At 53.0% G+C, this 25201-nt stretch carries 24 protein-coding genes, 2 pseudogenes and 1 riboswitch; of the genes and pseudogenes, 6 read left to right on the top strand and 20 right to left on the bottom strand.

What is annotated here, in order from left to right; all coding sequences use genetic code 11:
* Positions 1-138 precede the first annotated feature (138 nt).
* Entirely contained in the window at positions 139-696 is a 558-nt protein-coding gene (locus tag HP435_RS14730) for a GNAT family N-acetyltransferase (RefSeq protein ID WP_173599338.1), read from the top strand.
* Between the two features lie 114 nt (positions 697-810).
* Here HP435_RS14730 and HP435_RS14725 read toward each other — a convergent pair whose 3' ends face one another.
* Positions 811-1209, bottom strand: a complete 399-nt coding sequence (locus HP435_RS14725; protein ID WP_173599337.1) for a BlaI/MecI/CopY family transcriptional regulator — start codon at positions 1207-1209, stop codon at positions 811-813.
* Positions 1210-1477: 268 nt separating this feature from the next.
* Here HP435_RS14725 and HP435_RS14720 point away from each other — a divergent pair, with 268 nt between their 5' ends.
* On the top strand, positions 1478-1888 hold the full coding sequence (locus HP435_RS14720; RefSeq protein ID WP_173597367.1) for a YjdF family protein: 411 nt from the start codon (positions 1478-1480) through the stop codon (positions 1886-1888).
* Positions 1889-1937: 49 nt separating this feature from the next.
* Here HP435_RS14720 and HP435_RS14715 read toward each other — a convergent pair whose 3' ends face one another.
* From HP435_RS14715 to HP435_RS14705, 3 genes are all read right to left on the bottom strand, one after another.
* Positions 1938-4064 (bottom strand): RCC1 domain-containing protein, encoded by a 2127-nt coding sequence (locus tag HP435_RS14715; RefSeq protein WP_173599336.1) that lies wholly within the window; start codon positions 4062-4064, stop codon positions 1938-1940.
* 160 nt (positions 4065-4224) lie between these two features.
* Positions 4225-5820, bottom strand: a complete 1596-nt coding sequence (locus HP435_RS14710; protein ID WP_173599335.1) for a catalase — start codon at positions 5818-5820, stop codon at positions 4225-4227.
* A 62-nt stretch (positions 5821-5882) separates the two neighbouring features.
* The gene (locus HP435_RS14705) at positions 5883-6368 is read right to left on the bottom strand and encodes a 2-phosphosulfolactate phosphatase (RefSeq protein ID WP_229049923.1); all 486 of its coding nucleotides are present in this window, start codon (positions 6366-6368) and stop codon (positions 5883-5885) included.
* A gap of 121 nt (positions 6369-6489) precedes the next feature.
* Between HP435_RS14705 and HP435_RS14700 the strand changes: the two genes are divergently transcribed.
* Entirely contained in the window at positions 6490-6933 is a 444-nt protein-coding gene (locus HP435_RS14700; RefSeq protein ID WP_122966843.1) for a hypothetical protein, read from the top strand.
* 49 nt (positions 6934-6982) lie between these two features.
* Here the strand turns inward: HP435_RS14700 and HP435_RS14695 are convergent, their stop codons facing one another.
* The 3 genes and pseudogenes from HP435_RS14695 to HP435_RS14685 all read right to left on the bottom strand — a co-directional run bounded on the left by HP435_RS14695 (position 6983) and on the right by HP435_RS14685 (position 8937).
* Positions 6983-7912 carry a phosphotransferase family protein gene (locus HP435_RS14695; protein WP_173599334.1) on the bottom strand — a complete coding sequence of 310 codons (930 nt, stop codon included), beginning with the start codon at positions 7910-7912 and terminating at the stop codon, positions 6983-6985.
* Positions 7913-8035: 123 nt separating this feature from the next.
* Positions 8036-8565: pseudogene (locus tag HP435_RS14690) on the bottom strand (SDR family oxidoreductase).
* Between the two features lie 168 nt (positions 8566-8733).
* A complete protein-coding gene (locus HP435_RS14685) occupies positions 8734-8937 on the bottom strand; it encodes a cold-shock protein (protein WP_063231283.1) in 204 nt (67 codons plus the stop codon).
* A 428-nt stretch (positions 8938-9365) separates the two neighbouring features.
* Here HP435_RS14685 and HP435_RS14680 point away from each other — a divergent pair, with 428 nt between their 5' ends.
* Both HP435_RS14680 and HP435_RS14675 read left to right on the top strand, forming a co-directional pair.
* On the top strand, positions 9366-9713 hold the full coding sequence (locus HP435_RS14680; RefSeq protein ID WP_173597371.1) for a rhodanese-like domain-containing protein: 348 nt from the start codon (positions 9366-9368) through the stop codon (positions 9711-9713).
* Between the two features lie 84 nt (positions 9714-9797).
* Positions 9798-9956, top strand: a riboswitch (cyclic di-AMP (ydaO/yuaA leader).
* Between the two features lie 7 nt (positions 9957-9963).
* Positions 9964-10683, top strand: coding sequence for a CAP domain-containing protein (locus HP435_RS14675; RefSeq protein WP_173597372.1), 720 nt, complete (start codon positions 9964-9966; stop codon positions 10681-10683).
* 67 nt (positions 10684-10750) lie between these two features.
* On the opposite strand, the gene HP435_RS14670 is transcribed toward HP435_RS14675, so the two are convergent.
* From HP435_RS14670 to def, 3 genes are all read right to left on the bottom strand, one after another.
* Positions 10751-10909, bottom strand: coding sequence for a hypothetical protein (locus HP435_RS14670; protein ID WP_167470398.1), 159 nt, complete (start codon positions 10907-10909; stop codon positions 10751-10753).
* A gap of 139 nt (positions 10910-11048) precedes the next feature.
* Positions 11049-12059 carry a homoserine dehydrogenase gene (locus tag HP435_RS14665; RefSeq protein ID WP_173599333.1) on the bottom strand — a complete coding sequence of 337 codons (1011 nt, stop codon included), beginning with the start codon at positions 12057-12059 and terminating at the stop codon, positions 11049-11051.
* A 39-nt stretch (positions 12060-12098) separates the two neighbouring features.
* A complete protein-coding gene (gene def, locus HP435_RS14660; RefSeq protein WP_173599332.1) occupies positions 12099-12629 on the bottom strand; it encodes a peptide deformylase in 531 nt (176 codons plus the stop codon).
* 179 nt (positions 12630-12808) lie between these two features.
* On the opposite strand from def, the gene HP435_RS14655 reads away from it, so the two are divergent.
* Complete coding sequence (locus HP435_RS14655; protein WP_122966849.1) at positions 12809-14116, top strand: aminotransferase class I/II-fold pyridoxal phosphate-dependent enzyme; 1308 nt, start codon at positions 12809-12811, stop codon at positions 14114-14116.
* A 221-nt stretch (positions 14117-14337) separates the two neighbouring features.
* Here HP435_RS14655 and HP435_RS14650 read toward each other — a convergent pair whose 3' ends face one another.
* The 10 genes and pseudogenes from HP435_RS14650 to HP435_RS14605 form a co-directional block, all read right to left on the bottom strand.
* A complete protein-coding gene (locus HP435_RS14650) occupies positions 14338-15237 on the bottom strand; it encodes a DMT family transporter (RefSeq protein WP_122966850.1) in 900 nt (299 codons plus the stop codon).
* Between the two features lie 67 nt (positions 15238-15304).
* Complete coding sequence (locus HP435_RS14645) at positions 15305-16477, bottom strand: acyltransferase (protein WP_173599331.1); 1173 nt, start codon at positions 16475-16477, stop codon at positions 15305-15307.
* A 195-nt stretch (positions 16478-16672) separates the two neighbouring features.
* Entirely contained in the window at positions 16673-17842 is a 1170-nt protein-coding gene (locus HP435_RS14640) for a Ger(x)C family spore germination protein (RefSeq protein WP_173599330.1), read from the bottom strand.
* The gene (locus HP435_RS14635; protein WP_173599329.1) at positions 17839-18606 is read right to left on the bottom strand and encodes a YqjF family protein; all 768 of its coding nucleotides are present in this window, start codon (positions 18604-18606) and stop codon (positions 17839-17841) included. The genes HP435_RS14640 and HP435_RS14635 overlap by 4 nt, the downstream gene beginning before the upstream one ends.
* Before the next feature lie 32 nt (positions 18607-18638).
* Positions 18639-20066, bottom strand: a complete 1428-nt coding sequence (locus tag HP435_RS14630) for an FMN-binding glutamate synthase family protein (protein ID WP_173599328.1) — start codon at positions 20064-20066, stop codon at positions 18639-18641.
* Between the two features lie 51 nt (positions 20067-20117).
* Positions 20118-21302 carry a Ger(x)C family spore germination protein gene (locus tag HP435_RS14625; protein WP_173599327.1) on the bottom strand — a complete coding sequence of 395 codons (1185 nt, stop codon included), beginning with the start codon at positions 21300-21302 and terminating at the stop codon, positions 20118-20120.
* On the bottom strand, positions 21299-22189 hold the full coding sequence (locus tag HP435_RS14620; protein ID WP_173599326.1) for a GerAB/ArcD/ProY family transporter: 891 nt from the start codon (positions 22187-22189) through the stop codon (positions 21299-21301). The genes HP435_RS14625 and HP435_RS14620 overlap by 4 nt, the downstream gene beginning before the upstream one ends.
* A 6-nt stretch (positions 22190-22195) precedes the next feature.
* Complete coding sequence (locus HP435_RS14615; RefSeq protein WP_122966856.1) at positions 22196-23356, bottom strand: GerAB/ArcD/ProY family transporter; 1161 nt, start codon at positions 23354-23356, stop codon at positions 22196-22198.
* A gap of 6 nt (positions 23357-23362) precedes the next feature.
* Entirely contained in the window at positions 23363-23581 is a 219-nt protein-coding gene (locus HP435_RS14610; RefSeq protein WP_122966857.1) for a hypothetical protein, read from the bottom strand.
* Positions 23578-25129: pseudogene (locus HP435_RS14605) on the bottom strand (spore germination protein). The gene HP435_RS14610 and the pseudogene HP435_RS14605 overlap by 4 nt, the downstream one beginning before the upstream one ends.
* Between the last annotated feature and the right edge of the window lie 72 nt (positions 25130-25201).

Below are 25201 nucleotides of genomic sequence, written 5' to 3'. Positions count from 1 at the left end.
CGACTGTGAATCGTTTATCTGTAATCTCTAGCGTTTGGGCGGGAGTAGCTTCGGTACGTTTTACTGGGTTTCTGTTTAAGAGGAGCTTCGTGAAAAAGGAAGAATACATGAATGATAACAGAGAAGGGAGATTACACCATGCCAGATGAGATCACCGTGCACCCCGTCGTTTGGCCACCTGCCCCGATCAAGACCGAGCGGCTCCTGCTCCGCCAGTCCGAGGCCCGGGACCGGGCGGCGCTGATCGACCTGTTCGCCTCACCAGAGGTGGGAACCTACGTCGGCGGCTCCCGACCGCGTGACGAGCTTGAGCGCGCGCTGCCTGAGGTGCCTGGGCAGCGCTTCGGCTTCTTCGTGGTCGAGCGCAACGGAACAACGATTGGCATGATCACGCTCGATCGGCGCGCCCCGGAGCGTAAGGGTCACATCCGTCCAGAGGGCGGAGAGCCCGAGCTTGGCTACATGTTCTTGCCGAAAGCGTGGGGCCGCGGGTACGCCACCGAGGCGTGCGCAGCGGCGCTCGACTGGTTCGCCCACACGCATCCCGGCGAGCCGGTGGTGCTCTCCACCCAGACAGCCAACGTGGCTGCGATGCGCGTCGCGGCGAAGCTGGGGTTCACCGAGGTGGAGCGGTTCGAGGACTACGGCGCCGAACAGTGGCTCGGCGTGTGGTACCCGGGCACGCCGTCCGCTTGAGCTTATGCCGCGCGCCCGTCTTTCCCTGATCGAATGACTCGCGTGTAGCTGCCACAAGGACAGCTCCTAGTTATTGTATGGAAGTAACGGGCACGATTCCCAGATCCACTCCTGTCACCGTTGGTCTTCCTTGTCCTTTTGCGCCCGTTTTTCCTTGAGAATGTTCTGCAACTGCTCAATTTCTTCATCCGACAGGCGAACATCGTTTAAAAAATTGGTCATCATCGTTCCGACAGCTCCATTGAACACCCTTTTCAGAAACGACTCGCTCTCCACGCGCCTGCAGTCGCTTTCTTGAACGAGCGGATAGTACAAATAGCTGCGTCCCGACTTTTCGTAGCCGATGGCCTGCTTTTTCAGCAGCCGATTCAAAAAAGTGCGCACAGTCGGTTCGGTCCATTCGATATCGGCAGGCAAGCGTTCAATGATTTGCTCAGCCGTTGCGGGATGCTCCTGCCATATCACCTTCATGACTTCCCACTCAGCTTCCGAAATTTTAGGAATTGGATTCATGCTCTCACCTGTCTTTTCTTGTACGATCATAAAAGTCGTTCACAAGTAAATATTACGTTTGTAAAAATTTGCTGTCAACCAATCTCTTCCTTTTTTTATGAAGATGATTGTCAACAGCGCCGTCATCTACGATAATAAACAGCAAGAGTGTAAAAACACAGTTCCCGGTTGGTAGTCCGGGCGCAGAACATGCGCGCGTGTCTCTGTCAGTAACCTTCCCCCCTCGGGATGTCCGACACTCTTGAATTTTTCAGAGGGGGCGGTTTGGGTGAAACTAACCGTTTATTTCGATGGACAGTTTTGGGTTGGCGTGGTCGAGCATGTGGAAAATGCGCGGCTGACAGCATGCAGATTTCTGTTTGGTTCCGAGCCAAAAGACGGCGAGGTGCTTGACTTCGTCTTGCATCGTCTGTTGCCCGGACTGGATGACACAAGACAGTCCGTACAAGTAAAAGCAGCCGTTGCGACCAAGATCAACCCGAAGCGGCTGGCTCGTCAAGTGGCAAAAGAGCTGCGGCAAAAAGGAGCTTCCACCTTTGCCCAGGAAGCGATCAAGCTGGACTGGGAAGCGCGCAAGGTTGAGAAGAAAGTATTAGGTCGCAAGCAAAAGCTCGAGCTGCAAGAACAAAAGTGGCAGCAAAAAGTCCAGAAAGCAAAAGAAAAGCACAGAGGCAAATAATTTTCCCCTGTGCGCAGACTCACGCTCCTTTGCACGGAGCGTGAGTTTTTTATTTCGTTTGGACGAGCTGCGGTTCAAGCGAGCTTCGGCCGTACGGATTGTAGCCGAGCACAACGATTTTGTCATCTTCGGTCACGAGCACGTGATAGTGGGACCCCGGCCCCTCGATCGCGTAATCGTACGAAGAAGCTACCAGTCGGACAGGGCGGGGAACGCGTTTTTTGGCAAGCTCATTCCAGTCGTGCTCGTACAGCTCGCCATCCTTCGTTATTCTCAGTCTCCCACTTGCCAAGGCGATGTTTTCTTCAAGCTTTGGCAACACTGCAACCTTCCCCACTTTCCACTCGTCGCCATCGCGATCGACTTGGAATTGCAGCTCCGCAACCGCTCCCGAATCCGTCATCGCATAGACAGAAACATCTTCCGTCGTGTAGCGGACAAAATATTGCGGAGCCAATTCACGCACTCCTTTTACACCGGGCACTTTGACAAATGCTGGCTGCTTGGCTGTTTGCTCTGCATAAAGCACTTCCCCGGTTTTTGTTGTCGCGAGGAACGTATACGCGTTGGCGTACAGCTTAGTGATTTGCGAAATGACAGCCGGATCGATCTGAACGGCTTCTGCCTTGCCGATTTTGATGTTCGCAGGCTCGTAAATGCCGTGCTTTTCGACAAACTCGTGCTGCAACTCGACTGTGTACAGCCGATCGTCCGCTAAACGCACCAGCAATCGTCTTTCTCCTCCCACCACGTCTTTCGCAGGGGCAGACAAGGACAATTCCTGGCAGGTGGCAAAATCATCTGTCCACATCTGGACTTTCCCCGCTGTATCCACAGTTACCGCTGTATTCAAAATGCTGGTGATTGCCTGAATATTTTTGGGGCCTTGCACCTGATAAGGCACAAGCTTGTCGTTCATGCCCCAAAGCGTGCCATCTTTGCGGACAAAAAACGGCTTGCCCATGTCCGTGCTCACTTGCCGGACGTCTTTCAGTTCCCCGATCTCCGTCCATTCCGTGAGCAGATGCGGCAATCTGCCCAGCTGTCCCGTCATGTTGCTGCCCCATGAATATACGTGTCCGGATTTTTGCAAAGCGATCACGTGATCCGTGCCTGCCTGAATGTCAACAATAGCGCGCAAGCCTGCGATTTGCACAGGTACGTTTACGAGATTCGGCTGCTTTTCGCCAAGCATGCCGAGTGTGTTGTTTCCCCAGCCCCAGACCGTGCCGTCTTTTTTGCTGAACAAGTACATCCCTTCGCCACCCACTGCCATGTTGACAGCACCGTCGGCTTCGCGCGGAGCACGCGTCAGCTTGTTTTCATCCGGGTCAAACACGTGCACCTCACCCGTTGTGGTTTGTATCAGCGCACGATCAGAGTAATCAAGCGCGATTTGCTTGACCGCCCCCGGGACATTCACCAACTGTGCAAGCTCGGCTTTCAGCTCCTGCCCCTGGCCGCTGACGTAGTACAGCTTGCCGTTTTGCTCCAACACAAACAAGGAAAAAGACGAACCGTATATATGCGTCACCTTGGCGAAAGCACCCAACTGGGCAGGCTTGCTCTCTCCTTGCATCCACGTCCACACGGTCCCATCGTCTTTGAGCAGTACGAGCACGCCTTCGTTTCCATTTAACTCACTGATCGACTGAATGTGATCCAACCCCGCCACTTTTTCCGGCTGTGCCATGTCGTTCAGCCGCCAGACCTGACCGTCTTTCGTCAGCGCATGGTCTCCGGAGATTTCTTTGACATTTTGCAATCCCGCGAGCTTTTGCGGAAAATCTGCGTCCTTTTCTCCCTGCACGCCCCAACCCCAGACGTTGCCCTGGTTGTCAAAAGCGTAGGAGATGCCAGGACGCCAGCCATACCCCGCTCCATCAAAAATGTTGTCCGTCGCAATTCTCTCCATGCCGGACAAGGCGGTCGCTTCTTGTAAAACCGCCGGAGAGCTTGCAGCCGGCTTTGCTTGCGCAGTCTTTTGCGCGATGTTGCCGCATGCCTTCATCGTTACTTCGCTGGCTTTGTCGGCTGCTGCACCACTGCCGCTGGCCTGTTTTTGCGCCGGAGTCGTTGGCGTGGCCGTTTGTTCTGCCTGCACGCTCCCAGAAGCAACGAGGACAAAAGTCAAACCGCTGCACGCCAGCACCTTGAGTTGATTCCGATTCCACACGTGCTCATGACACCACCATTATTTGGATTTATGGAGACAATACTTGATTAGACGTTTACTGGCAAAAAAAGTAACGGTATCTTCCCGAACATTTTCCCATAAAAAAACCCCCTTTGGCTCCGTGGCGAAGCAAAGGGGGTTGAATCGTCTTGCTTGCTAATTAATACGGCTCCGCAGCATGACCGTCTTCCTCGGCCTGGCGCACGCCAGCACCCGGATTCGTCGCTCCCATCGGCCCGCCGTGTCCGTTGTCGGCATTTTGACCACCCTGCTCGATGCCTCGCTTCAAGCGTGCGCCGTACTCCTCGTCACACTGGAAAAAGTAGCCGAGCATCTTTTCCTGAATGCGCCGATCACAGGACAACAAGGCATCGGTCAAATTGGCGATCAGATCGTCCTTTTCCCAGTCTTCCAGCAGCCGATAGCGCTCGCCAGCCTGTTTGAAATCGTTCGTGCGGTCAATTTTTTGCCGGACAATCTTTCCTGACACCGTCGGCTCATGGTCGGGAGCGCCCTGCTTTGCTTCATGCAGCCCGCCGAGCGTGGACGGCTCGTAATTGATATGCGGCTGTTGGCGGTCCACATGGTAGAGCATTTGGCCGCCTTCCTGATTGGTCGCAACGTGCTTTTTCGGAGCGTTGATCGGCAGCTGCAAGTAGTTTGCCCCTACCCGATAGCGCTGCGTGTCCGAGTAGGAAAACGTCCTGCCCTGAAGCAGCTTGTCATCCGAGAAGTCCAGACCGTCGACGAGCACGCCCGTCCCAAAAGATGCCTGTTCTACTTCCGCGAAATAGTTTTGCGGATTTTTGTTCAGCACCATTTTTCCCACAGGCAAAAATGGGAACTGATCCTCCGGCCACAGCTTCGTCGGATCGAGCGGGTCAAAATCCAGCTCGGGATGCTCGTCGTCGCTCATGATTTGCACGCACATTTCCCACTCCGGGTAGTTCCCTTGCTCAATCGCTTCATACAAGTCCTGTGTCGCGTGATTGAAGTTTTTCCCCTGTATTTCTTCTGCTTCCTTCTGCGTCAAGTTTTTGATTCCTTGCGAAAGCGGCTGCCAATGGTACTTGACCAAAACACCCTCGCCCGCCTGGTTGACCCATTTGTATGTATTGACGCCAGAGCCTTGCATTTGCCTGTAGTTCGCCGGGATGCCCCACGGTGAAAAGAGAAACGTAATCATGTGCATCGCTTCCGGCGTGTTGGAAATAAAGTCGAAAATCCGCTCCACATCCTGAATATTCGTCACCGGGTCCGGCTTGAAGGCGTGAACGAGGTCAGGGAATTTCATCGCATCGCGGATAAAAAATACTTTCAAATTGTTTCCGACCAAGTCCCAGTTGCCATCTTCCGTGTAAAACTTCACGGCAAACCCGCGCGGATCGCGCAATGTCTCTGGCGAGTGCGCACCGTGGATAACCGTGGAAAAGCGCACGAATACCGGAGTCTGCTTCCCGCGTTCCGCAAACAGCTTCGCTCTCGTGTACTTGGCGATCGGTTCACCCCCGACTGTTCCGTACGCTTCGAAGTATCCATGCGCTCCGGCACCGCGCCCGTGCACGACACGCTCCGGGATTCTCTCCCGATCAAAATGCGTGATTTTTTCCAGAAAATCGTAGTTTTCCAGAACAGTAGGGCCGCGGTTCCCGACGGTTCGCATGTTTTGATTGTCGGTAATCGGATGACCTTGGCGGTTCGTAAGCAGCTCCTCTTCCGTTGCTTTGCCTGACGTGGCCTGGTTGTCTTTTTCCATGTTCATCCTCCCTGTCCAAATTCTCGCTCGTTCATGAGAATGGTTTCCGAACCAGGGAGTCTTTATGCGGGAACAAGCAGAGAAAAGCGGGAATTAACGGGAGGCTTCGTAGGCGAGATCGCTGCGTAACACGGGCACGGTCTGGCTGTGGTTCCATTGAGCAGCAAGGGTGACATCCTCTGTAAATCCCCTCGCGGCAAGCTCTCAGCCCGAGCCGCAGTCGTACAGCATGGCGACGGCAAAACGATCTTGCTCCCTTCTGGAAGCGTCATCAGACAGGACGGAGATAAAGAAAGCGGCTCGCCGCGTTTGCCCGCGAGCAAGGCGCCTTGCTTTTGTGCATAAACGGCCGCTGTCTCGTCTCTCGTGCGATACGGATAGACGACTCCGCCTCGCCCGCACACGATGTCAACGCAGGTCGTAAACGAAAGCACATCAATGATTACTAGAATATCAGAGTGGCCCGCCAGCTCCTCCACCCCGTCATATCCCCATTCGAAACGCGCCGAATAGTCTAATTGCTTGAATATGGAAGCTTCTTTCAACATTTCCACCGCTTTCTATCAGAAATGGTTACTCGTCCCATTACGTTCGCCGTTACAAAAGGAGACAAGACGTAATATTGTATATTGTCCCATCAGTTAAGATTGAAGAATGGAGTGATCTGGGATGTCTGAAATGGAGTTTGCAAGCACACACGACAGAGATGGAGGCCATCATCGCAGAACGACGGTGAGAACAACAGGTATTTTGCAAAACAACCTGAACGTTGCTCTTACCGCTCACATCGACTTGGTCAACCTCAACGACGAACCTGTAGAGGTGCGTGTGCAAGTATTGAACTGGGGCGATGCTGTCACACAAACCAATCCAGTAGGTACACTTCTCGACGTAACACAAACCCTTGCAGCCAACACTCGTATTGCCTTGAACGCAACTGTTGTTGCGACCAACCACTACGAAGTGCGCCTGATTGTCGGCCGTAACGGCAACGCCGAGAATGTCCTTCTGACAACTTACGGACGTACGTCTGTCGGCGGCGGTCAAGTAGTTGGCTTGTCTGTGCTTCCTAGCCAGCTGCTTACTGTAGAAATCGACAGCCACTGTCTGTAATTGTCGCACCCTTTTCCCAAAGAACTATGGTAGTTGCCATAGTTCTTTTTTATTTTTCGATCCGTTTATACCAATGCGGAGTGCGCCGTTCGAAAGCATCGTACTCTTCGACGATAAGATTGACCCGCGCGATCATGTCCGGCAGCTGCTCGGGCACAACTCGCTTGGTCCAGATGATGGAGGAAAAAACGGTCATTGCCGTATAGACGTTGAACAAGGTCCAAAATTCGTCCGGAATTTCCTGATGATTCCAATACCCGGCCAACTGACCGTTGCAAAACGGAACGCTCACTTCTTTGCTGAAAAAAACCAGCTTCACAAACTCGTGAACCGGATCGCCCCAATCGTAGCGATTAAAGTCGATCACCCCGGCATAAGTGCCATCGCGGACAATCAGGTTGCCGACATGGAAGTCGTCATGCAAAAACTGGTTCGGCCGTCCTTCCAGACAGGCCAAGTGCCGCTCAATGTAAGCCAAGATTTTGTCTCCGTACGGAAGCGGTGGCGAGAACGTTTGATACGCCTCGACGTACCTGCGATGCTTTTGCACGCATCGGTCTATCCAAGGCGGGATCGCCGCTGGAGCCGCAAGCTGATGCATGGCTGCCAAATCCTGCCCCGCCAAAAATCCTGTCTGCTGCTGTTCGCTTTCCGTGTAAAAAGGCAAGCGATCTCTGGCATCCTCGCCCTCGATGTAACTCACGAGCATGTAGCAAATCCCCAGCTCTTTTCGCACGCCAAAAGCAAGCGGCTTGGAAGCCCGGATCGGATACGACGCAAGCGACTGCAAGACAGCAAATTCCTGCGCTTTTTGCTCAGCCTGCTGCTCGCTTGCGACTCGGAGCACCACAGTACGCCCTTCTGGCAAATCGACACGGTATTTTTTGTCTGCGGAATGTCCTTTTTTGATTTCGTTCACGCTCACAGCCTGTTGCAGCAGCGGAACGGCCTTTTGCAGCGATTCCAACCATTCTTCCATCTTGTTCCCTCCCCGTTCTTGCTTGAAAGACAGCATTCTCGATTATACGGGAGAACAAGCGTGTATGGGTAGAGAAAAAAGACGCCGGGATGCATCTCCCAACGCCTTGTCTTTTCGTTATCGTTATCGGGCTGTCCAACCGCCGTCAATGACCAATTCCGTGCCTGTTACGAAGCTGGATTCATCAGAAGCGAGATACAGGACACCATAAGCGATATCTTCCGGTTGCCCAATCGCGGCAACGGCGTTCCCCTTTCAAACATTTGTCCAGCCCCGTGATCGAGCGCTTCCTGAATCATCGGCGTCACGATAATTCCCGGGTGAACGGAATTGACGCGGATGTTGTCTGGGACAAGCTCGACAGCAGACGCTTTGGCAAGCGAGCGAAGCGCTCCTTTTGCCGCCGTATACGCATTCGTGTAGTTCAGGGCAACCAAGCCAGCGATGGACGAGATGTGAATGACCGAGCCGCCGCCCGCTTTCTTCATTTCTGGCACCGCGTATTTCATCCCGAGCATGCAGCCTGTCAAGTTGATGCTCATCACTTTGTTCCACTGCTCCACGTCGAACTGTTCCAGTTTTTGATCCGTACTGACGCCAGCGTTGTTGACCAGTACGTCTACTTTGCCAAAAGTGGCGACTGCTTTTTCCACGACCTGTGGCTCGAACACGACATGCCGTACACACCGAAATTCATGGCGACGAATTTGCTCGTCATGGCTACCAAAGGAGCTTATGTAAACAATCCGTTTCTGTAATTCGTTCCCGCAGACACAAAAAAGAAACTGCCCACTCAGGACAGTTTCTTTTATAAAGGAGGTTTACAGTTTTGTTACGTTCTCAGCTTGTGGGCCACGGTTGCCAGTTACGATGTTGAACTGAACGCGTTGACCTTCTTCCAAAGTTTTGAAGCCGTCACCTTGGATTGCGCTGTAGTGTACGAAAACGTCGTCTCCGCCTTCTACTTGAATAAAGCCATAACCTTTTTCTGCGTTAAACCATTTAACTGTTCCGTTCGATTGCATGTAAAAAAACCTCCAAAAGTCAATTTGAATATGCAGTCATATTTACCGAGGCAAATAAAGCTCACATATCATGAAGAAATACTCCAACATCTGATTGCAATACGCCTTCATGATATGTGAATTTATTCTACTTCGACAATATGAAAGTGTCATAGGACGGAACTGCCATGTTAAAACCAAAACTTTTTGAAAACCTAAAACGACGAAAGCCCTTCCTCTCTCCCATCCTTGCGGCTCCGATGACCGCGCCAGTGTGAATCGGGAATCCAAAAACGTTATCCATCAGCATCATTATGCACCTCGATGAATTAGGCTTAATTATTCAAGTAATACTATCATTCTATCATACAAATACGCTATAATCAACTATTTAGATGCTACACGGCCCGTTTCTCACCTGATACACTAAGGTTCTGGAGGGATGATTCATGTCAAAAGAAGTGTATACAAAGCAAGAAATCAAGCAACTTTTGGAAAAGGGTACTCCGATTTTGTTCCTTGATGTTCGCGACGAAGCCAAATTTCAGACAGGCAGTGTGGAAAGCAAATTCGCTGACACGCGAAATGTTCCTTACGTGCACATGCTTGCGCAAGACGCCAAACTATTAGATGAAGAAACAGAACGGGCCGTCAAAGAAAGACAGATCATCACTGTATGCACAACGGGAAATAAAGCCCAAAAAGCGGCAGCTTTGCTGCGCGAGCACGGATATGAGGCAAAAGCGCTGCTCGGCGGATTGACAGCGTGGAAGGACGACGAAGACGAAGCGAAATAAACGCACTAGCACCAACGTTTCCAGCAGATTGGCAGATATTACTCCTTTATTTCGGGCGGGATGGTCTGATATTCTGGGTCATGCCAAACCAATACGCCGAAACTTCCTCACGAATGGAAGTGCGGGGGATCTTTTACGCGGGTCAACAAAACCCGCTATGGGGTGAATCGCTCGAAGGAGCGTAGGGTTGTTTCCTCAACCCGAATCCGACAACTAACCTCGTAGGCCAAAAAAAGGAGACGATGTGAATATGAAACGTTTTGGAGCTACTGCCATCGCCATGACTCTGGGATTGGGCTTGGCCTTGACCGGATTTACTACTTCTGCTTCTGCTGCAACTTCCGCAAACTGCCCGTTGAAAAACGGTAACAGTACACCATATCAATTTTCCTATCAATGGATTCCATATGCGGGACAATTGCCTTTTGCATCCAATGCCCAGCAAAACCAGGTTGTTGTTCCACCAGTAAAGCAAGTACCTGTTCAGCAGCAGCCAGTGCAAAAGCCCGTACAAAAACCAGCGCAAACAGCACCGCAAGCACCTGCGCAACCAGTTGCAACTACACCTGCGGCTCCAACCGGACAAGCTGACCAGGCTAAAACAGGAGATTTCGCCAAGCAAGTCGCTGATCTCGTCAATCAGGAACGCGCCAAAGCAGGACTGGCTCCCGTGACGATGGACGCTTCTTTGTCCAAAGTGGCACTTGCAAAAGCAGCGGACATGTCGAACAACAACTACTTCGACCATACAAGCCCTACGTACGGTTCGCCATTTGACATGATGAAGCAGTTTGGCATCTCTTATATGACTGCGGGCGAGAACATCGCCATGGGTCAACGCAGCCCTGAAGAAGTCATGACGCAATGGATGAACAGTGATGGCCACCGCAAAAACATTATGAACCCGGCCTTTACCAAAATCGGTGTCGGATACACGAACGGCTACTGGGTTCAAGAATTTATCGGATAAAACAATCGTTTCACACGAAAGCCGGGTTTCTCTTCGCACAAAGAGACCCGGCTTTTCTCGTGTGGAGCTAGCCTTGCTCCGTATTTGCCGCGTTTTTCGCTTCGGGGGTGCAGCCGCAACCTTTCTGCTCGTCAAACAGAGCGACATCCTTTTGGTTCATCTTCTGTTTGGTCGGATAGGCAGAAACTTGTTGCAGTTCGGCATTGACATCAGATGATTGCTTCATCGTATGGCCCCCTCGCCGCTATTTGGATAGTTTGTGGTACATCGGTAGTATGCGCGTGAAAGCAGCAAATACATGCCTGCCGATCGCTGGAAAACAGACGAAGCTTGCTCAGAGCTGTTGCCGTTTAGGAACTGCGCTTTTACTTGCTGAGAATATGCTCCAGGTCTTTCAGCGCTGCGGCTGCCGCTGCTACAGGGTCTGACTTCCCGCCGACCACCATCAGCTCTCCCATCACATCGGTTTCTACCCGAATCGCCTTCGTAGTGCCTTTTACACGGGCAAAAGGGTGGCTTGCTTCAACCGCTTTCAATTCTACAGCCGCTTGAATCCCGTCCGCAGTCAGCCTGATCGTCCCGACCAGCTTGGGCACACGCCTGCTTTGTTTCCACTCCGCTATTTGTTCCACTGTCACCTCGCGCACGCTGGCCCGCGGGATGTCGGACAGCTTGATTGGAGCAGCGAACGCAGCATTGGCCAAAATCGTCAGCTTGGATGCGGTGTCAAAGCCTTCGATGTCATATGTCGGGTCAGGCTCTGCGATTCCCATCGCTTGCGCCCGCCGGATCGCCTCTTCGCTGCTGATCCCTTCTTCCATCATGCTCGTCAGCACAAAATTGGTCGTTCCGGTAAAAATGCCTTCTACGTGCCTGATTTCACAGCCAGCCAAATTGTAGGTGAACAGGTCGATGGTCGGCAAAGCCGCCGCAGTCGCCCCGCTGATTTTCAACTGGACGCCTTGCTCTTTTGCCAAAGCGGACAAGCCGCTGTAATCGACGACGAGCGCACCTTTTGACACGGCAATGGCGTGCATTCCTTTTGTAAGCGCCTGGCGGATAAAGCCAAGGCTCGCTCCTCCCGTTTGGACATCGGACGGCCCGGCTTCGATCAAGATGTCCGCTTCTGTTTGCGCCAACCATGCTTCGGCGTTCCATGCCGAATCAGCCGCTTTCTTTTCTTGCGCAAATGCGTTCAAGCCCTCTTCCGCAAGTCCATGCGGATCGTATAAGCCGCCAATTGAGCGGGCGACGCCGACAAGCCTGACGTCAGCCTGGTACAACTGGCGGTAACGGTCCTTACGTTCTTGCAGCAGTCGCGCGATTTGCTTGCCTACGGTTCCGAATCCTGTTAATACGATGTTCCAACGCTTCATTTGTCATTCTCCTTGTTGTCGCAAAACATCAAGCGCTTGTCATGCTTGTCGGTAGACGTCTCTTCTGTATGCCAGGATCGCGTTGGCGTCTTTTGGCCTGAGCTGTTTGCCCGTTTTCGCAGAGTACAGTGCTTCTACATGATCGATGAACAAAATTCCTTCCAGATGATCCAGCTCATGCTGAAGACAACGCGCGAAAAAATCCTCTGCCTCAAAGACGTGCTTCTCGCCGCTGCGCGTCTCTGTCCGCACTTTTACAGAGCGTGCCCGACTCACGATCCCGATCACCCCCGGAATCGACAGGCAAGCTTCTGGACCTATCTGAACGCCGCTCACGTCCACAATCTCCGGGTTGATCAGCTCGACCAGGCCGCTGCCGCAATCCAGCACAACCAGCCGCTGCAAAACGCCGATTTGCACAGCCGACAATCCGGCCCGTCCTTTTTTGGCGTACAGCGTATGCTTCATGTCTTGCAAAATCGTTTCTGTCTGGGGAGTCATGGATGTCACTTTTCTCGACCTGTCGCGCAAAATCGGATTCCCTAATAGAACGATACTCCGTTCTGCCATCGGTACAATCCCTCCTGCCCCTCTATGTGTTTACAACGTAGCAAACGTTTTTACCCATTGTCAAAAGAATCCGTTCAAAAATCTGAAAAATCCCTGCCTGCTAGATGACAAATGCATGTAGATGCGCTATCTTTATTGTTGATGATAAACAGATGTTCCAAAGGAAGAGGGAGGCTACCATGCATTCACTGGCATCACAGCTGAATGAGACGATTCAGCGGGAAAATCCACACGTTTTTGAGATGATGTCCAACATCGGCAAGCTGATTTACTTTCCAAAAGAAGGAATTCTGAGCCAATCGGCTGAAGCGAAAGCAAAAGCGAAAAAATACAATGCAACAATCGGGATCGCCCTGGAAAACGGCCAACCGATGCACCTGAAAGTGATTCAAGACAATCTGTCGGCCTATGCGCCAAAAGATTTGTACGAGTACGCTCCTCCCGCCGGAAAGCCTGAGCTGCGTGCAGCATGGCGGCAAAAAATGATGGAGGAACAGCCTTCGCTGGCGAACCTGACGTTCAGCAATCCGATTGTCACCAACGCTTTGACCCACGGCCTGAGCGTGGTTGCAGACCTGTTTGCGGACAACGGCGACAGCGTCATCATCCCGGACAAAAACTGGGAAAACTACGAGCTGACTTTCTCCATCCGTCGCGGTGCTGAAATGGTCTACTATCCATTGTATAACGATGAGATGAAGTTTAATGCCTCCGGATTGCGTGAAGCGATTTTGGCGCAAAAAGATAAAGGAAAAGCGATTGTCGTCCTGAACTTCCCGAACAACCCGACAGGGTACACGCCAGGGGCAGAAGAAGGCCGTCAAATCGTGGCAGCGCTCAAAGAAGGAGCAGAAGCGGGCATCAACATCGTAGCCGTAACAGACGATGCGTACTTTGGCCTGTTCTTCGAAGACTCCATGCACGAGTCGCTGTTCCCTAGCCTGGCAAACGTACATCCGCGCATCCTCCCTATTAAAGTAGATGGCGCGACCAAAGAAGAATACGTTTGGGGCTTCCGCGTCGGCTTTATCACATATGCAGCTCCTTCCAGCGACCTGCTCGCCGCGCTGGAGCAAAAAACATTGGGCATTATCCGCGCAACCATTTCCAGCGGATCTCACCCATCGCAAACATTCGTCCTGCAAGCTCTCACCTCTCCTGAGTTCAAGGCACAAAAACAGGAGAAGCTGGAAATCATGAGAGGCCGCGCCAACCGCGTGAAGCAACTGCTCGACAGCGGCAAATTCGACGACGCTTGGGGCTACTATCCGTTCAACTCCGGTTACTTCATGTGCCTCAAGCTGAAAACCGTCGAAGCGGAAGCATTGCGCCAGCACTTGCTGGAACAGTACGGCGTAGGTACGATCGCTCTCGGCCAAACCGATCTGCGCATCGCTTTCTCTTGCATCGAAGAGGACAACATCGACGATCTGTTCCAATTGATCTACAGCGGCGTCAAAGACTTGGAAAAAGCAGTGGCAAAATAAGCACAAAAAGCGTTTTGGCCCCCTAGCCAAAGCGCTTTTTTCTTGTCCGCCGCGATGTTTCTGCTGTTTTTCCACGAGCGTCACCAGCCCGATGAACGGAAAGCCTGACGCGTAAATCCAGTCTAGGATCGAAAAGCTCGCGCCGCCAATCACGGCTCGACGACTCCGCCCAGCTAGGTCAACCCCTGCCGCGGCTTATTCATATTTTTCAACAAACTGAATCATCCCTCTATTCTCGTCTCGGTACGCCGAATCCGCTGCGTTCCTACAAAAATCGAGGCAAGCACCAGAACCATCCCGACCCCATGCATCCACGTAAACGCTTCGTTCAAAAACAGCACGGCAACGAGCGCTGCGCTAATCGGCATCATTCCGGTAAACAAGCCAGCCTTGGATGCCTCCACCTTCGCCACTCCGTTGTACCAGAGGAAGAACGAGAGCACACTCGCCGTAACCGCGTAATAAAGCAACAGCCACCATATATGGGCCGGTACGGCTCCCCAATCGAAGCGAACCGCCTCCCAGATCGCAAACGGCAAAAACATGACAAAGCTGATGGCGTTGATCGCGGCGGTCATCTGAAACGGGGTAATTTTGCCTGACAAGCGCTTGGCAAAAATCGTGAACAGCGCTTCGCTGACGACAGCCAAAAACACAAGCAGGTTGCCCAGCATACTCGCCAGCGATTGCTCCTGTGCTCCTCCCGTAAACGTAATCAGGCTGATTCCGCCCACGGAAAGGGCAATCGCCAGCATGTTGTTCAGTTGAAGCTTTTCCTTGAGAATCCAGAAGGAAAACAGAGCGATGCAGGCTGGAACCGTGCTCGTAATAATCCCTGCGGCTGTAGCGGTCGTCCACTGCACGCCGTACAACATGCAAACACTGAACAGAAAGACGCCGAAAAACGACTGCCAGAACAGGACGCTCCCCTCTTCCTTGCTCCAGGACGACTTCCACTCGCCGCGCCAAAAGAGCAACGGCAGCAAAATCGCGATCGCAATCAGGAACCGCAACTCGGAAAACAGGAAAACGGGCACGTGCGAAACCATTTCTTTACCGATGGAAATGTTCATTCCTACCAATGCCATTGATAGGGCCAACTGAATGTAGGCGAACAGCATGGGGTAATTCTTTCCTCCTCTCGTGCTCCTACTACTGTTCCATCCACACGTGCCGAAATCCTCTCCATTATCCTGCGTGTGGCAGTTGTTTTTTCGCAGGTTCACTCACCCGTTTTTTCTCGGCAGCTCCTACGAGCAGAGCGCCAAACGGCAGTCTTCCCAGCCCGTACGACAGGAAAAACGAAACAGCGGCGCACAGGACAAAAACGACCAGACTGCCGATCACTCCCGTGTGAAACAAACCGATGCCGCGCACGGCTTTCATAAGGTAAGTCAAGACCAGCGCGTGCATCAAATAAGCGCCGTACGAATACTTGCCGACAAGACTGAGCCAATGCGTCACAGCCAATTGCTTTTTCCCGATCAAGAGCGCCAAGCCGTAAACGCCAAGAAGCGACGCCACCGTATACAAAAACATGGACGGCTTGAGCGATGTCGCCACATTTAGGCTGATGCTTCCGCTGGCAAACACCTGAAGCAGCTCGTAGCCAATCCAGCCGTACAACAGGCAAAACGCTGCCGCAATCCACATCCAGCGCTTGCCGATCCATGCGCGGAAAGCAGGCAAAGCCACAGCTGCCACGCCGCCCAACAAAAAGTAAAAGAAGTAGTAGAACGCGTTGCGGTCGCGATACTTGATCATATACAGCTCAAGCGGCCCACCGCCAAAGTCGGCCATATGCGCCGGAATGTAGCGAGCCGAAAACCACATCAGACCGCCGTATACGAAAGCAAGCAAGGCGCCGACCACGACAAACCGGGTGCGATTCACGACGAGACGATGCAAAAAGCGAAACAGCTTTTGCCACAGCGGATAAAGCAAATAAAACTGGAAGATCATGACGACAAACCATAAATGGTAGGAGGAGGTTCCCGTCACGAGGTTTTTGATCACCGTCCGGAAAAAGCTGCTCTCCCATCCTTGCGGCCATGTTTGCAGAGACATGTAAACCGCCGACCAGATCCCGTATGGCACCAAAATTTCCGTTACCCGCTTGCGCATAAAGCCGATGTAGTTCACCTTTTCACAATAGTTGTAAAATAACACCAACCCCGTGATGAAAATAAAGGCCGGAACGGCGAATTTTAGCAAGTGAAACAACATTCCGTATACGATAGCCGTCTGTTCGCTCAAGCCCTGCTCTCTGATAAAAATGCCGATGACGTGTTGATAGACGACAGCGAGAAAGGCAAAGCCGCGAATGAGATCCAGTTCGGCTATGCGTTCTTTGCGACTCATGAAACTACCAGATCCTTCCTGTATGATTAACAAGTGTCATCCTATCATCATAACCATCCCGCCTGCGCCAAGCAAGTCCGCATACGGGGTACTCGTCTGGTTAAAAAAGCCTATGTTTATCCCGCTTTTGGCCTTCGCGCACACAAAAAAACCGACGTCGTGGCGTGACATCGGTCTTTTAGCACATGTCCTATCTTAGTTTGTTTGTACTTCTGCCTCAGGCAAGCCGCCAGGGACGGAAATCAGACCGGGCCGCCGGATGAAAGCCTTGATCTTTGTTTCCACTTCCAGCTCGGAAAATACTTGGTCCCAGTTTTCGCGCACGGCTGCAAACTCCTTCGGGTATTTCCGGTGAAACTCCCGGCCGAAATTGACAATGTCTGCCTTGAACTCTTTTTGTACCTGGGAGAGGGCCAGCCTGATTCTCGTCTGGATGTCTTCGCGCATCCCTTCCTCTGCCCGGGCAATTTGCTCCGGAGTGTTCAAGGTCAGCTTTGTGCCATTTTGCACAATGTCTCCCTCTGTTTCAATATCGACGAGCATCTTCCATTTCCCGTTTTCAATCAGCGGTGTCAATTTGGTCTTTTCCCGAATCGGGTTTAGTGACACGAAGCCTCGCTCGTCTTTGATCTTGATCGTGACTGTCGTGCTCGATACCTCGTCTCTGAGCCATAGCACCCCTCGCGTCGTCCGGTCGGACAAAGCGCCGATCATTTTGCCGTTTTTGAACACGGCTGTGCCAAACAAATACGGATTGGTCGCTTGCGGACGCTCTTTTTTCGGCGGCTTCATCATGTCAATCATCGGCAAGGCGGCCGCATTCGTCGGACTTGCAAACATTTTCTGCAAATCGAGCAGCGTGACTTCAAGCCCGACCTCCAGTTCGGACAGCTTGCGCACGACTTCCGCCGAATAGCGTTCGAGCGGCGGCATAATCTTCAGCAGCTCGCTTGCTTTTCCTTTGCTTACATACATAAAAGCCCGGTTGCGCGGTTCCGGGTGGCGGGCGTAATAGTCGATATACTCTTCCAAGCCGTGCCTGGCCAGCTCTTGTCCGTAAATGTACACCTTGCAGTGGCCCCAGAACACCTTTCGCGGTATTTTTAGCTGCACTTTGGACATCGCGTCGGCAATATTGACGCCTTCCGCAGAACGGATCAGCGTCATCGCTTCGTTTGCTCCTCCATCCCCGCCGCTGAGTGAGCGCGGAACGAATACTTGCACAGACAGCTCCACAGCGCGATCCGATACGAAGTCCATTGCGACTGCTGTCACGAGCGCCACATCATTGATTTCGACGCGGTCCCAGCAGCCGCCAAGACAGGCACAGCATAGCCAAAGAACGAGGGCAAGCCGCTTCTTCATCGGCTGTTTTCTCCTTGCGTAGAAGAGATCAGCTTCTGCAGCGGCCAAACAAAGCTTTGAACCCCGCGGGCATACAGCATCAAATCGGGCTGCTCCTTTACGTCCAGCGAGAACGGCATCGGCATCGAGTTTTCGCGAAAGCGCGCTGCGGCTGTCTGTAACAGCCACGGCTCATGATACACGTCGGCGTAGTGCAGTTGGTTCGTGCGCTTGCACTGACAATAGAGCGTGTAGCGTTCCGTCAGCCAGTGCTCCAGCGTTCCCGACCGTGCTAGTATTGGCTCCGACACAGGCCAGTAGCTGCCGTGGAACACCGGCGAAGCGCCGCGAGCGGATAGGCGCCGGGACTGAAAATCGATCTGATTTTGCTCGGCGCGAAAGTCCATCCGCGCAGGATAATAAGGCAGCCGATACCAGTATTTGGCGATTTTTGTCACAAGCAGATGGGATGTGTCCAGAGACAAAAAGTAGACGCCCGCTTTCTCGCCTGCTTTCACATACGTTCGCACATTGATTTCGGGGAAGGAAGTGACGTACGGAACAGGGAACAGGCGACGGAGCCGCACTCCGGTCAGCAGAAAAGGAATGACGCTAATCCAGGCATGCCCACCGTATGTATCCAGTTCGAGGCCCGCCGGAATCAGGCTGCGCACCTGGTCGGGCGAGACAGCCCAGTGAGCGAACAGCAAATGCTCCCACGTCTGCGTCATCATCCAGCCTTTATGCTGTCGTTGTTCCTTGATCGGAATGATTCCCTGACTCATGCGAACCCCTCCCCAATTCCGTTTGCTCTTGCCTATATGCCGCTTTCCGCCGTTTCCGCAGACGTCTGGAAGGCAAGCGGTACTTTCGTCACTTTGCTCGTCAGCTCATCCAGGGCTACGAGATCGTCTGACGTCACTTCTTTTAAAGAGGTTTTCCCCATGGCAAGCAGCGCGATTTCCATTTCATCCACAAAAGCAAGCAAAAAATTCGTCAAATACTTGGCAGCCTGCTCCGGGTCGAATTTGTCCTTGAGCTTCCCCGGATAGTTCGTCAGCTCAGTCGGCGGCTCCCAGGGAATCGCCTTTGTCACCTGATCATGCGTCATCGCCCAGAGCATCGCCGTTCCCATGAAAATGCCGTCTGCCCCCAGCGCGATTGCCTTCAGACACTCGCCCGGAGTCGTATAGCCGCCGCCCGAGAGCAGTGTAATCTGGTCTTTGACCCCGCGCTCTTTCAAATAGTGAATCGCCCGGCTAAGCGCGTAAATCGTCGGCAAACCGAAGTCGTCCTCCAAAATCGGCGGGCCGCCCTTTGTCCCTGCCTGCCCACCATCAATACTGATAAAATCAACCCCAGCCTGGATGGAGATTTCCAAGTCTTGCTCCAGGACAGCGCTTGCGCATATTTTCACGCCAATCGGAATCCCGTCTGTCATCGTGCGCAGCTTGTCGACCAGCTTGCGCAAGTCTTCCGGGCTGTTGACTTCAGGCTGCCGGGACGGGATGACGACCATTTCTTCTCCCTCGACGCCCATCAATTGGCTGGCTTTGCCCGTGATGTACTCGCAAGGAATGAAGCTGGCTGCGGCTGCGGTCGCTCCTTGTCCGAAATGAATCTCAATCGCATCCGCCTGCCGCAATATTTCCGGTTCCTTGGACCATTTTCCCGAGTTGTACTGAATGATGAGGTGCTTGGCGTATTTGCGCTCCTCCGGCAAAAGCGGCCCTTCTCCCGTATTGCTCAACGATCCCGCTGCCGCCGCTCCTTTTGCCATGGCAATCTTTACACTTTCGCTGATCCCGATGCCAAATCCCATTGCTCCGGGCATCAAGGGGATATCCAATGTTAGCGGTCTTTTTGCCTTTGGGCCAATCGTCAGCTTCATGTCGACCTCGGCATCTTCATCAGCCGGCAGCACCGCCAGCTGGGCCGGAGAAAAAATCAAGCCATCAAAGTTGAGAAACTTGCGCGGACTGCCAAAAGGCCGCTCAATCGCTTGCCCTGTCGTCGCCCGCAGGCTGTTTTCCAGGACGTAGCGCGGGCTGACTTTGGTCAAGGCCGATACCATTTCAAAAATATTTTCCGGGTAGCGATCCGACATCAACCTTTTCATAAAGCGGCCGAGCAACCACTGTACCAGCGGGCGAAACGTGACAATTCCAAGAAGCGTAAACAAGATGCCTGCGACCAGCGTGCCAACAAAGGAGCCTATGAGAAAATCCAGCCACCTCCCACCCACTTCATCCACCTCCTGCGAGATTTGGTACGTTGCGTGGTACATGCTCGTTTGCTACTTTTCCGCTTTTCCATGCTCATCGGTTGAGCCAGCAGGTCGGGAAATCAGTCCGGGTCGGCGGACAGCGGCCTGAACCTGTATGTTCACATCAATTTGCGGGTAGAGCACGTCCCACATCGGTTTCGCTTGCTCCCACTCCTGCGGATACTTCCGGTGAAAAACAGCGGCAAAATTGCCCGCGTCCGCGTCAAACTCCTTTTGCAAATGAAAGAGAGCAAGCCTGATGCGCGACTTGATTTCGTCGTTGACCGATTTCTGCACGAGCGCGATGCTGCTCGGCTCCATCATGTTCAGCTTCGTCGCGTTTTCCACGATGTCGCCTTCCGTATCAATTTTGACCAAAATCGACCACTTTCCATTCGCAATGCGCGGAATCAGCTTGGTCGTCGCCCGAATCGGTACGACAGAGACAAGCCCTTGTCCCTCTGGCAGGTCTACGCTGATGGATGCCCGGGTGATTTCATTGCGCAGCCAGAGCAGCCCCCTCGTAGCTTTCGATGTCAAGACTCCTGCCAGCTTGTCCTGTTTAAAAATGGCGGTTCCGAGCAGCGGCGTGTTTTTCTGGATTTGCTCCTTGTCTTTCAATTTGTTCCCTTCCTGTATATAGGGAATGGCTACTGCTTGCGCCTCGCTTTTGAGCATGTTGCGAAAGTCGATCAAGGTTACAGGCATGCCGATATGCAGGCTCGCGTATTCGCGCAACGCTTCTGCTGTAGAGCGCTCCAGGACGCTTTCGATTCCGAGTGTCTCGACTGCTTTTCCTTTTGATATGTACAAATAGGCACGATTGCGTGGTTCAGGATGACGCACGAGAAAATCAATATGATCGGCTATCCCTTCCCGGGCGATCTCTTCGCCGAACAAATAAATTTTGCAGTGCCCCCAGAACACTTTGCGAGAGAGCTTCGCCTGCACTTTGGACATCGCGTCGGCAATATTGATTCCTTTTCCGCTCAGAACCGTGGTCAGCTCCCTGGTCGAGCTGCCCGTCGGCACTCCCAGCCCGCCTCCTCCCACTTCTTTTGGAATAAACACTTGGATGCTCAGGTCGATTTCGTCTTTTCCCGCCTTGTCCACAGCAGCAGCGGTAATGATTGCGAGGTCGTTGACTTCCGTCCGATCCCAGCATCCGCCAAGCAGCGCACAGGAAACCAGCAAAACCAGAACGACTCCTCTCATCCTGACGGAACCTCCTTCGCTTTGCTGCGCTTTCCACGCACGATTGCATAAAGCAGCAGGCAGCCCGGCCAGAAGCAGAAAGACCACGCGAGGATGGCGGGAATCGCAATCAGGGTGATCGCCCCCAGCTCCGCGAAGCTGGGGATTCCCCAAAAGCTGAACAGCACGATCAAAAAACCGATCGGCCAAATAAGCGGCTGGTAACAGGTGAGATTCAGGCATTGGGCTGTTCCCAGTACCGTCGCGTAGTAAAACATCGACACTTTGATAAAGGCGCCGATCACCCAGATCGCCATGACAGCCGATTCCATGTTCTCAAAAAAATCGGCAATACTCACATATCTGGCGGTATCCATGATCGGAAACAAAATATTCGGCAAAGCATCCCCCATCAAAAACAGCGTGACCAAATTGACGATAGTCATGGTAATCATCGCTCCTGCCACAGTCCACACCGCAGCTTTTGTTCCCTGCGGGCGATTGGCGAGCACCGGCAACAAGTACGAAATCAAAAACACTTCGCTGTACCAGCCGAGCGGCGTTTCCTTCAAAAAAATCGCGATGAAATCCGCATACTCGCGCACGATGACGCCGCTTACCTGCAACAAGACGAGCAGGTACAAAAGGCCCATGATCGCAGATGGCACCGTTCCAGCGATTGCTTTTCCTTGCTCGATAATCGTCATGCCGGGAAACCGCTTATGCAGCTGGATCGCGATAAACACGCTGAGAAAGCCGATGAGCGATGACCAAAACGGCGTGAGCCACAAATCGTTCCGGGCCGCTTGAGCCATGACGTTAGGTCCTCCAAGCATCGCGGTAGACACGAGCACGGGATAGATAATCATCCCCATCTGCAAGGCTGAAATTTTTCCCGTTTCAAGCATAGTTTCTCATCCTTCTTGCTTTTCGGTATGGGTATGGGCTTGTTCAGGTGCCATGGTCATTTGCGCTTGGCTTTGCTGTTTGCCTTTTTTGCGCAGCAGGGCCAAACCGAGCAAAAGCAGCGGACAGATCGTCTGCATGAGCGGCCCGTAAAACGGAAACGAGATTACATCGAAGCGACTTGCCTGATTGAGGTTGGGGATGGACCAGAAGCTGAGGGCAGCGATGAGGATACCGATCGGGAGCACAATCGGGCGATAATCGGCAAGCCCGAGCCATTGACTCGTTCCCAGCACAGTAGCGTAGTAAAATATTGATATTTTGACGAACATCCCGAGAATCCAGACGGTCATGACCACAGAGTCGAGATTTTCAAAGAAGTCCGCAATGCTGATGTAGCGAAAGGCAACCATGACCGGATACAAGTAATCCGCAGCCTGCGTCCCGAACACCAGCAAAATAAACAGATTGATACAGGTCAGCATCAGCGCAATTCCCAAAATCGTCAGCATCCCCGAGCGCATGCCTTTGCCCCGATCGGTCACGAAGGGCAGAAAAAAGCTCATCAGAAACGCCTCGCTGAAGTAGCCTTGCGGGATCAGTGCGCCTTTCAGCGAAGGGAGCAAGCCATGTTCCAGCATGGGAAACAGAAAATCGGGCTTCATGTCCCGGAGCAAAAAAGGCATGAGAATGAGCGGAAACATAAAGAAAAAGAAAAAGAGCTGCGCCGTCCTGCCGATCGATTCTACTCCTGCTTTCACAGCGTAGGCGCAGACGGCGATCATCGTGATAATGACGATGCTGATCGGTGTCTGCGGCAAAAAATTGCCGATGATAAACTCGGCGTACCCTCTGGCGATCAATCCTGTCATGTGGATGTAAAAAAACAGGATGAGCAGCCCGAACAGCTTTCCAGGAATCGTACCGATAATGTCGGTACTGTATTCGACGACGGATTTTTGCGGGTACAGTTTGTTCAAGGCTATGGCGGCATACACCGTTAAAAAGCCGGTCAAGGACGCCCAGGCAGGCGACAGCCACAAATCATTTTGCGCGTATTTTCCGCTATAACTCGGCACAGCTGTAACAGCCGAAGCAATGACAGCCAGGAAAATCATTTTTCCCATCTGCGCGGAAGAGATTTTTCCCTGTTCTAGCAAGCACCCCACCCTTTTTTATTCCAAGTAGTGACCCAGCGGCTCGAAAATTTCATTGATCATCGTGGTGGGTCCCGGCAAATTCGGCAAATCGAACATGGACAGCACCCAGCCGATGAAAACCAAGGCGATGAAGGTCATTTTGTCTCGCCTCGGCAAGCGCGACAGACGCGGCCACTCGATGGCAAACAGGATGCAGACGAGAGCGCTCATTCCGGCGACCAGCCCCCATTTCAAGCTGGATCTCCCCCTTTTTTCGGCCCTGGCTTCTGATTCGCTCCTTGCCTGATTTTTTGATAATCTCCCGTCAAGTGAGGGCGCGTGTTCATCATCCACCACGGCGCGCGGACGAGCGTGTCCTTCCATTCCGCGACCTTGATCGGTCCGACTGGTGTCAAGTACGGCACGCCCAGCGAGCGAATCGTGCTCAGGTGGATGACGGTCACAATAATGCCGAGCATGATTCCCAACAAGCCGAGCGATCCGGCGAGAAACATCATCGGAAAGCGCAGCAGGCGAATGGCGATGCCCGCGATATAGTGCGGAATCATAAAGGAAGCAATCCCTGTGATGGCGACCACGATGACAAACCAGCCCCGCTTGTACGGCTGCCTGACCGATGACGAGCGCCCCGACGATGCTGACAGCGGCCCCGACCTGCTTGGGCAGTCTGACCCCTGCTTCGCGCAGCGCTTCGAACGTAATTTCCATCAACAGCGCCTCGACCAAAGCCGGAAAAGGCACTGCTTCCCGGGAAGCTGCCATGCTGATCAACAGCGAGGTCGGCACCATCTCGTGATGAAACGTAATCAGGGCGACATAAAGGGACGGCAGCAAGAAGGAAATCGCGGTGAACAAATAGCGCAGCCAGCGGATCGTCGTACTCGCGAGCGAGCGCTGGTAATAATCCTCGCTGGATTGCAGCAAGGAAAACAGCGTAGTCGGTGCGATCAGCACAAACGGCGTGCCGTCTACCAAAATGGCGATGCGCCCTTCCAGCAAATTCCCGCAAGTGACATCCGGACGCTCGGTGGTCAAAATTTGCGGGAACGGCGATGCAGGATGATCTTCAATCAGTTCCTCGATGTAGCCGCTCTCCAGCACACCGTCGATTTCGATCCGGCCTAGTCTCGCCCTGACCTCTGCCACCAAGTCCTCGTCCACGATGCCTTCCATATAAGCGAGGACAACCTGGGTTTGTGTGTAGCCGCCGATTTGCATTTGCTCCATTTTCAAAGCGGGCGTCTTGATCTGCCGTCTGAGCAGCGCCGTATTGACGTGGAGCGATTCCGTAAACCCTTCGCGCGGCCCCCGGACGACCCCTTCGGCGACCGGCTCTTCGATCTGCCTTTTTTCCCATCTGGCCAAGCCAAAGGCAATCGCTCTCTCCTGCTGGTCGATCAACAGAACCGGGTTGCCGTTTGCAATCGCTTCCAGGCATTGTTCTACGGTGCTCATTTCCCGCGATTTGGTTACGGGCACCAGATTGTCCAACAGCTTTGTCAGCGGGGAATCCTTCGGCAGCTTCGTCTGCATCAGGACAGACAACACGCTGCGCTCCAGCTCCTCCTGATTCGTCAAGCCGTCGATGTAGATCGCAAGCGCCCGGATCGTGCCGCCGATGCGAAACGAGCGAAACACCACATCGGAGCAGTTGGCATACAAGTCTCTCAGCCGCTGCTCGTTGTCAGCCAGCTGCTTTTGCAAAGGCGTATGGGAAGGCGCTGTCTGCTGCTGCGTCTTCTGTTTGTGCGATCTCCACCACTTTCGCGCGTTTTCGCTCAGGCTCCCCACCCCCTTTTCAACGAAGCCGCCTCACTTTTTCCTGAGTCTCGCCTACTGTAAAATGAGTTAGAG

This window comes from Brevibacillus sp. HD3.3A (assembly GCF_013284375.2).
Classification (GTDB): domain Bacteria; phylum Bacillota; class Bacilli; order Brevibacillales; family Brevibacillaceae; genus Brevibacillus; species Brevibacillus parabrevis.
The sequence above is the reverse complement of the archived record's forward strand: the minus strand, read 5'-3'. Positions and strand labels throughout refer to the sequence as shown.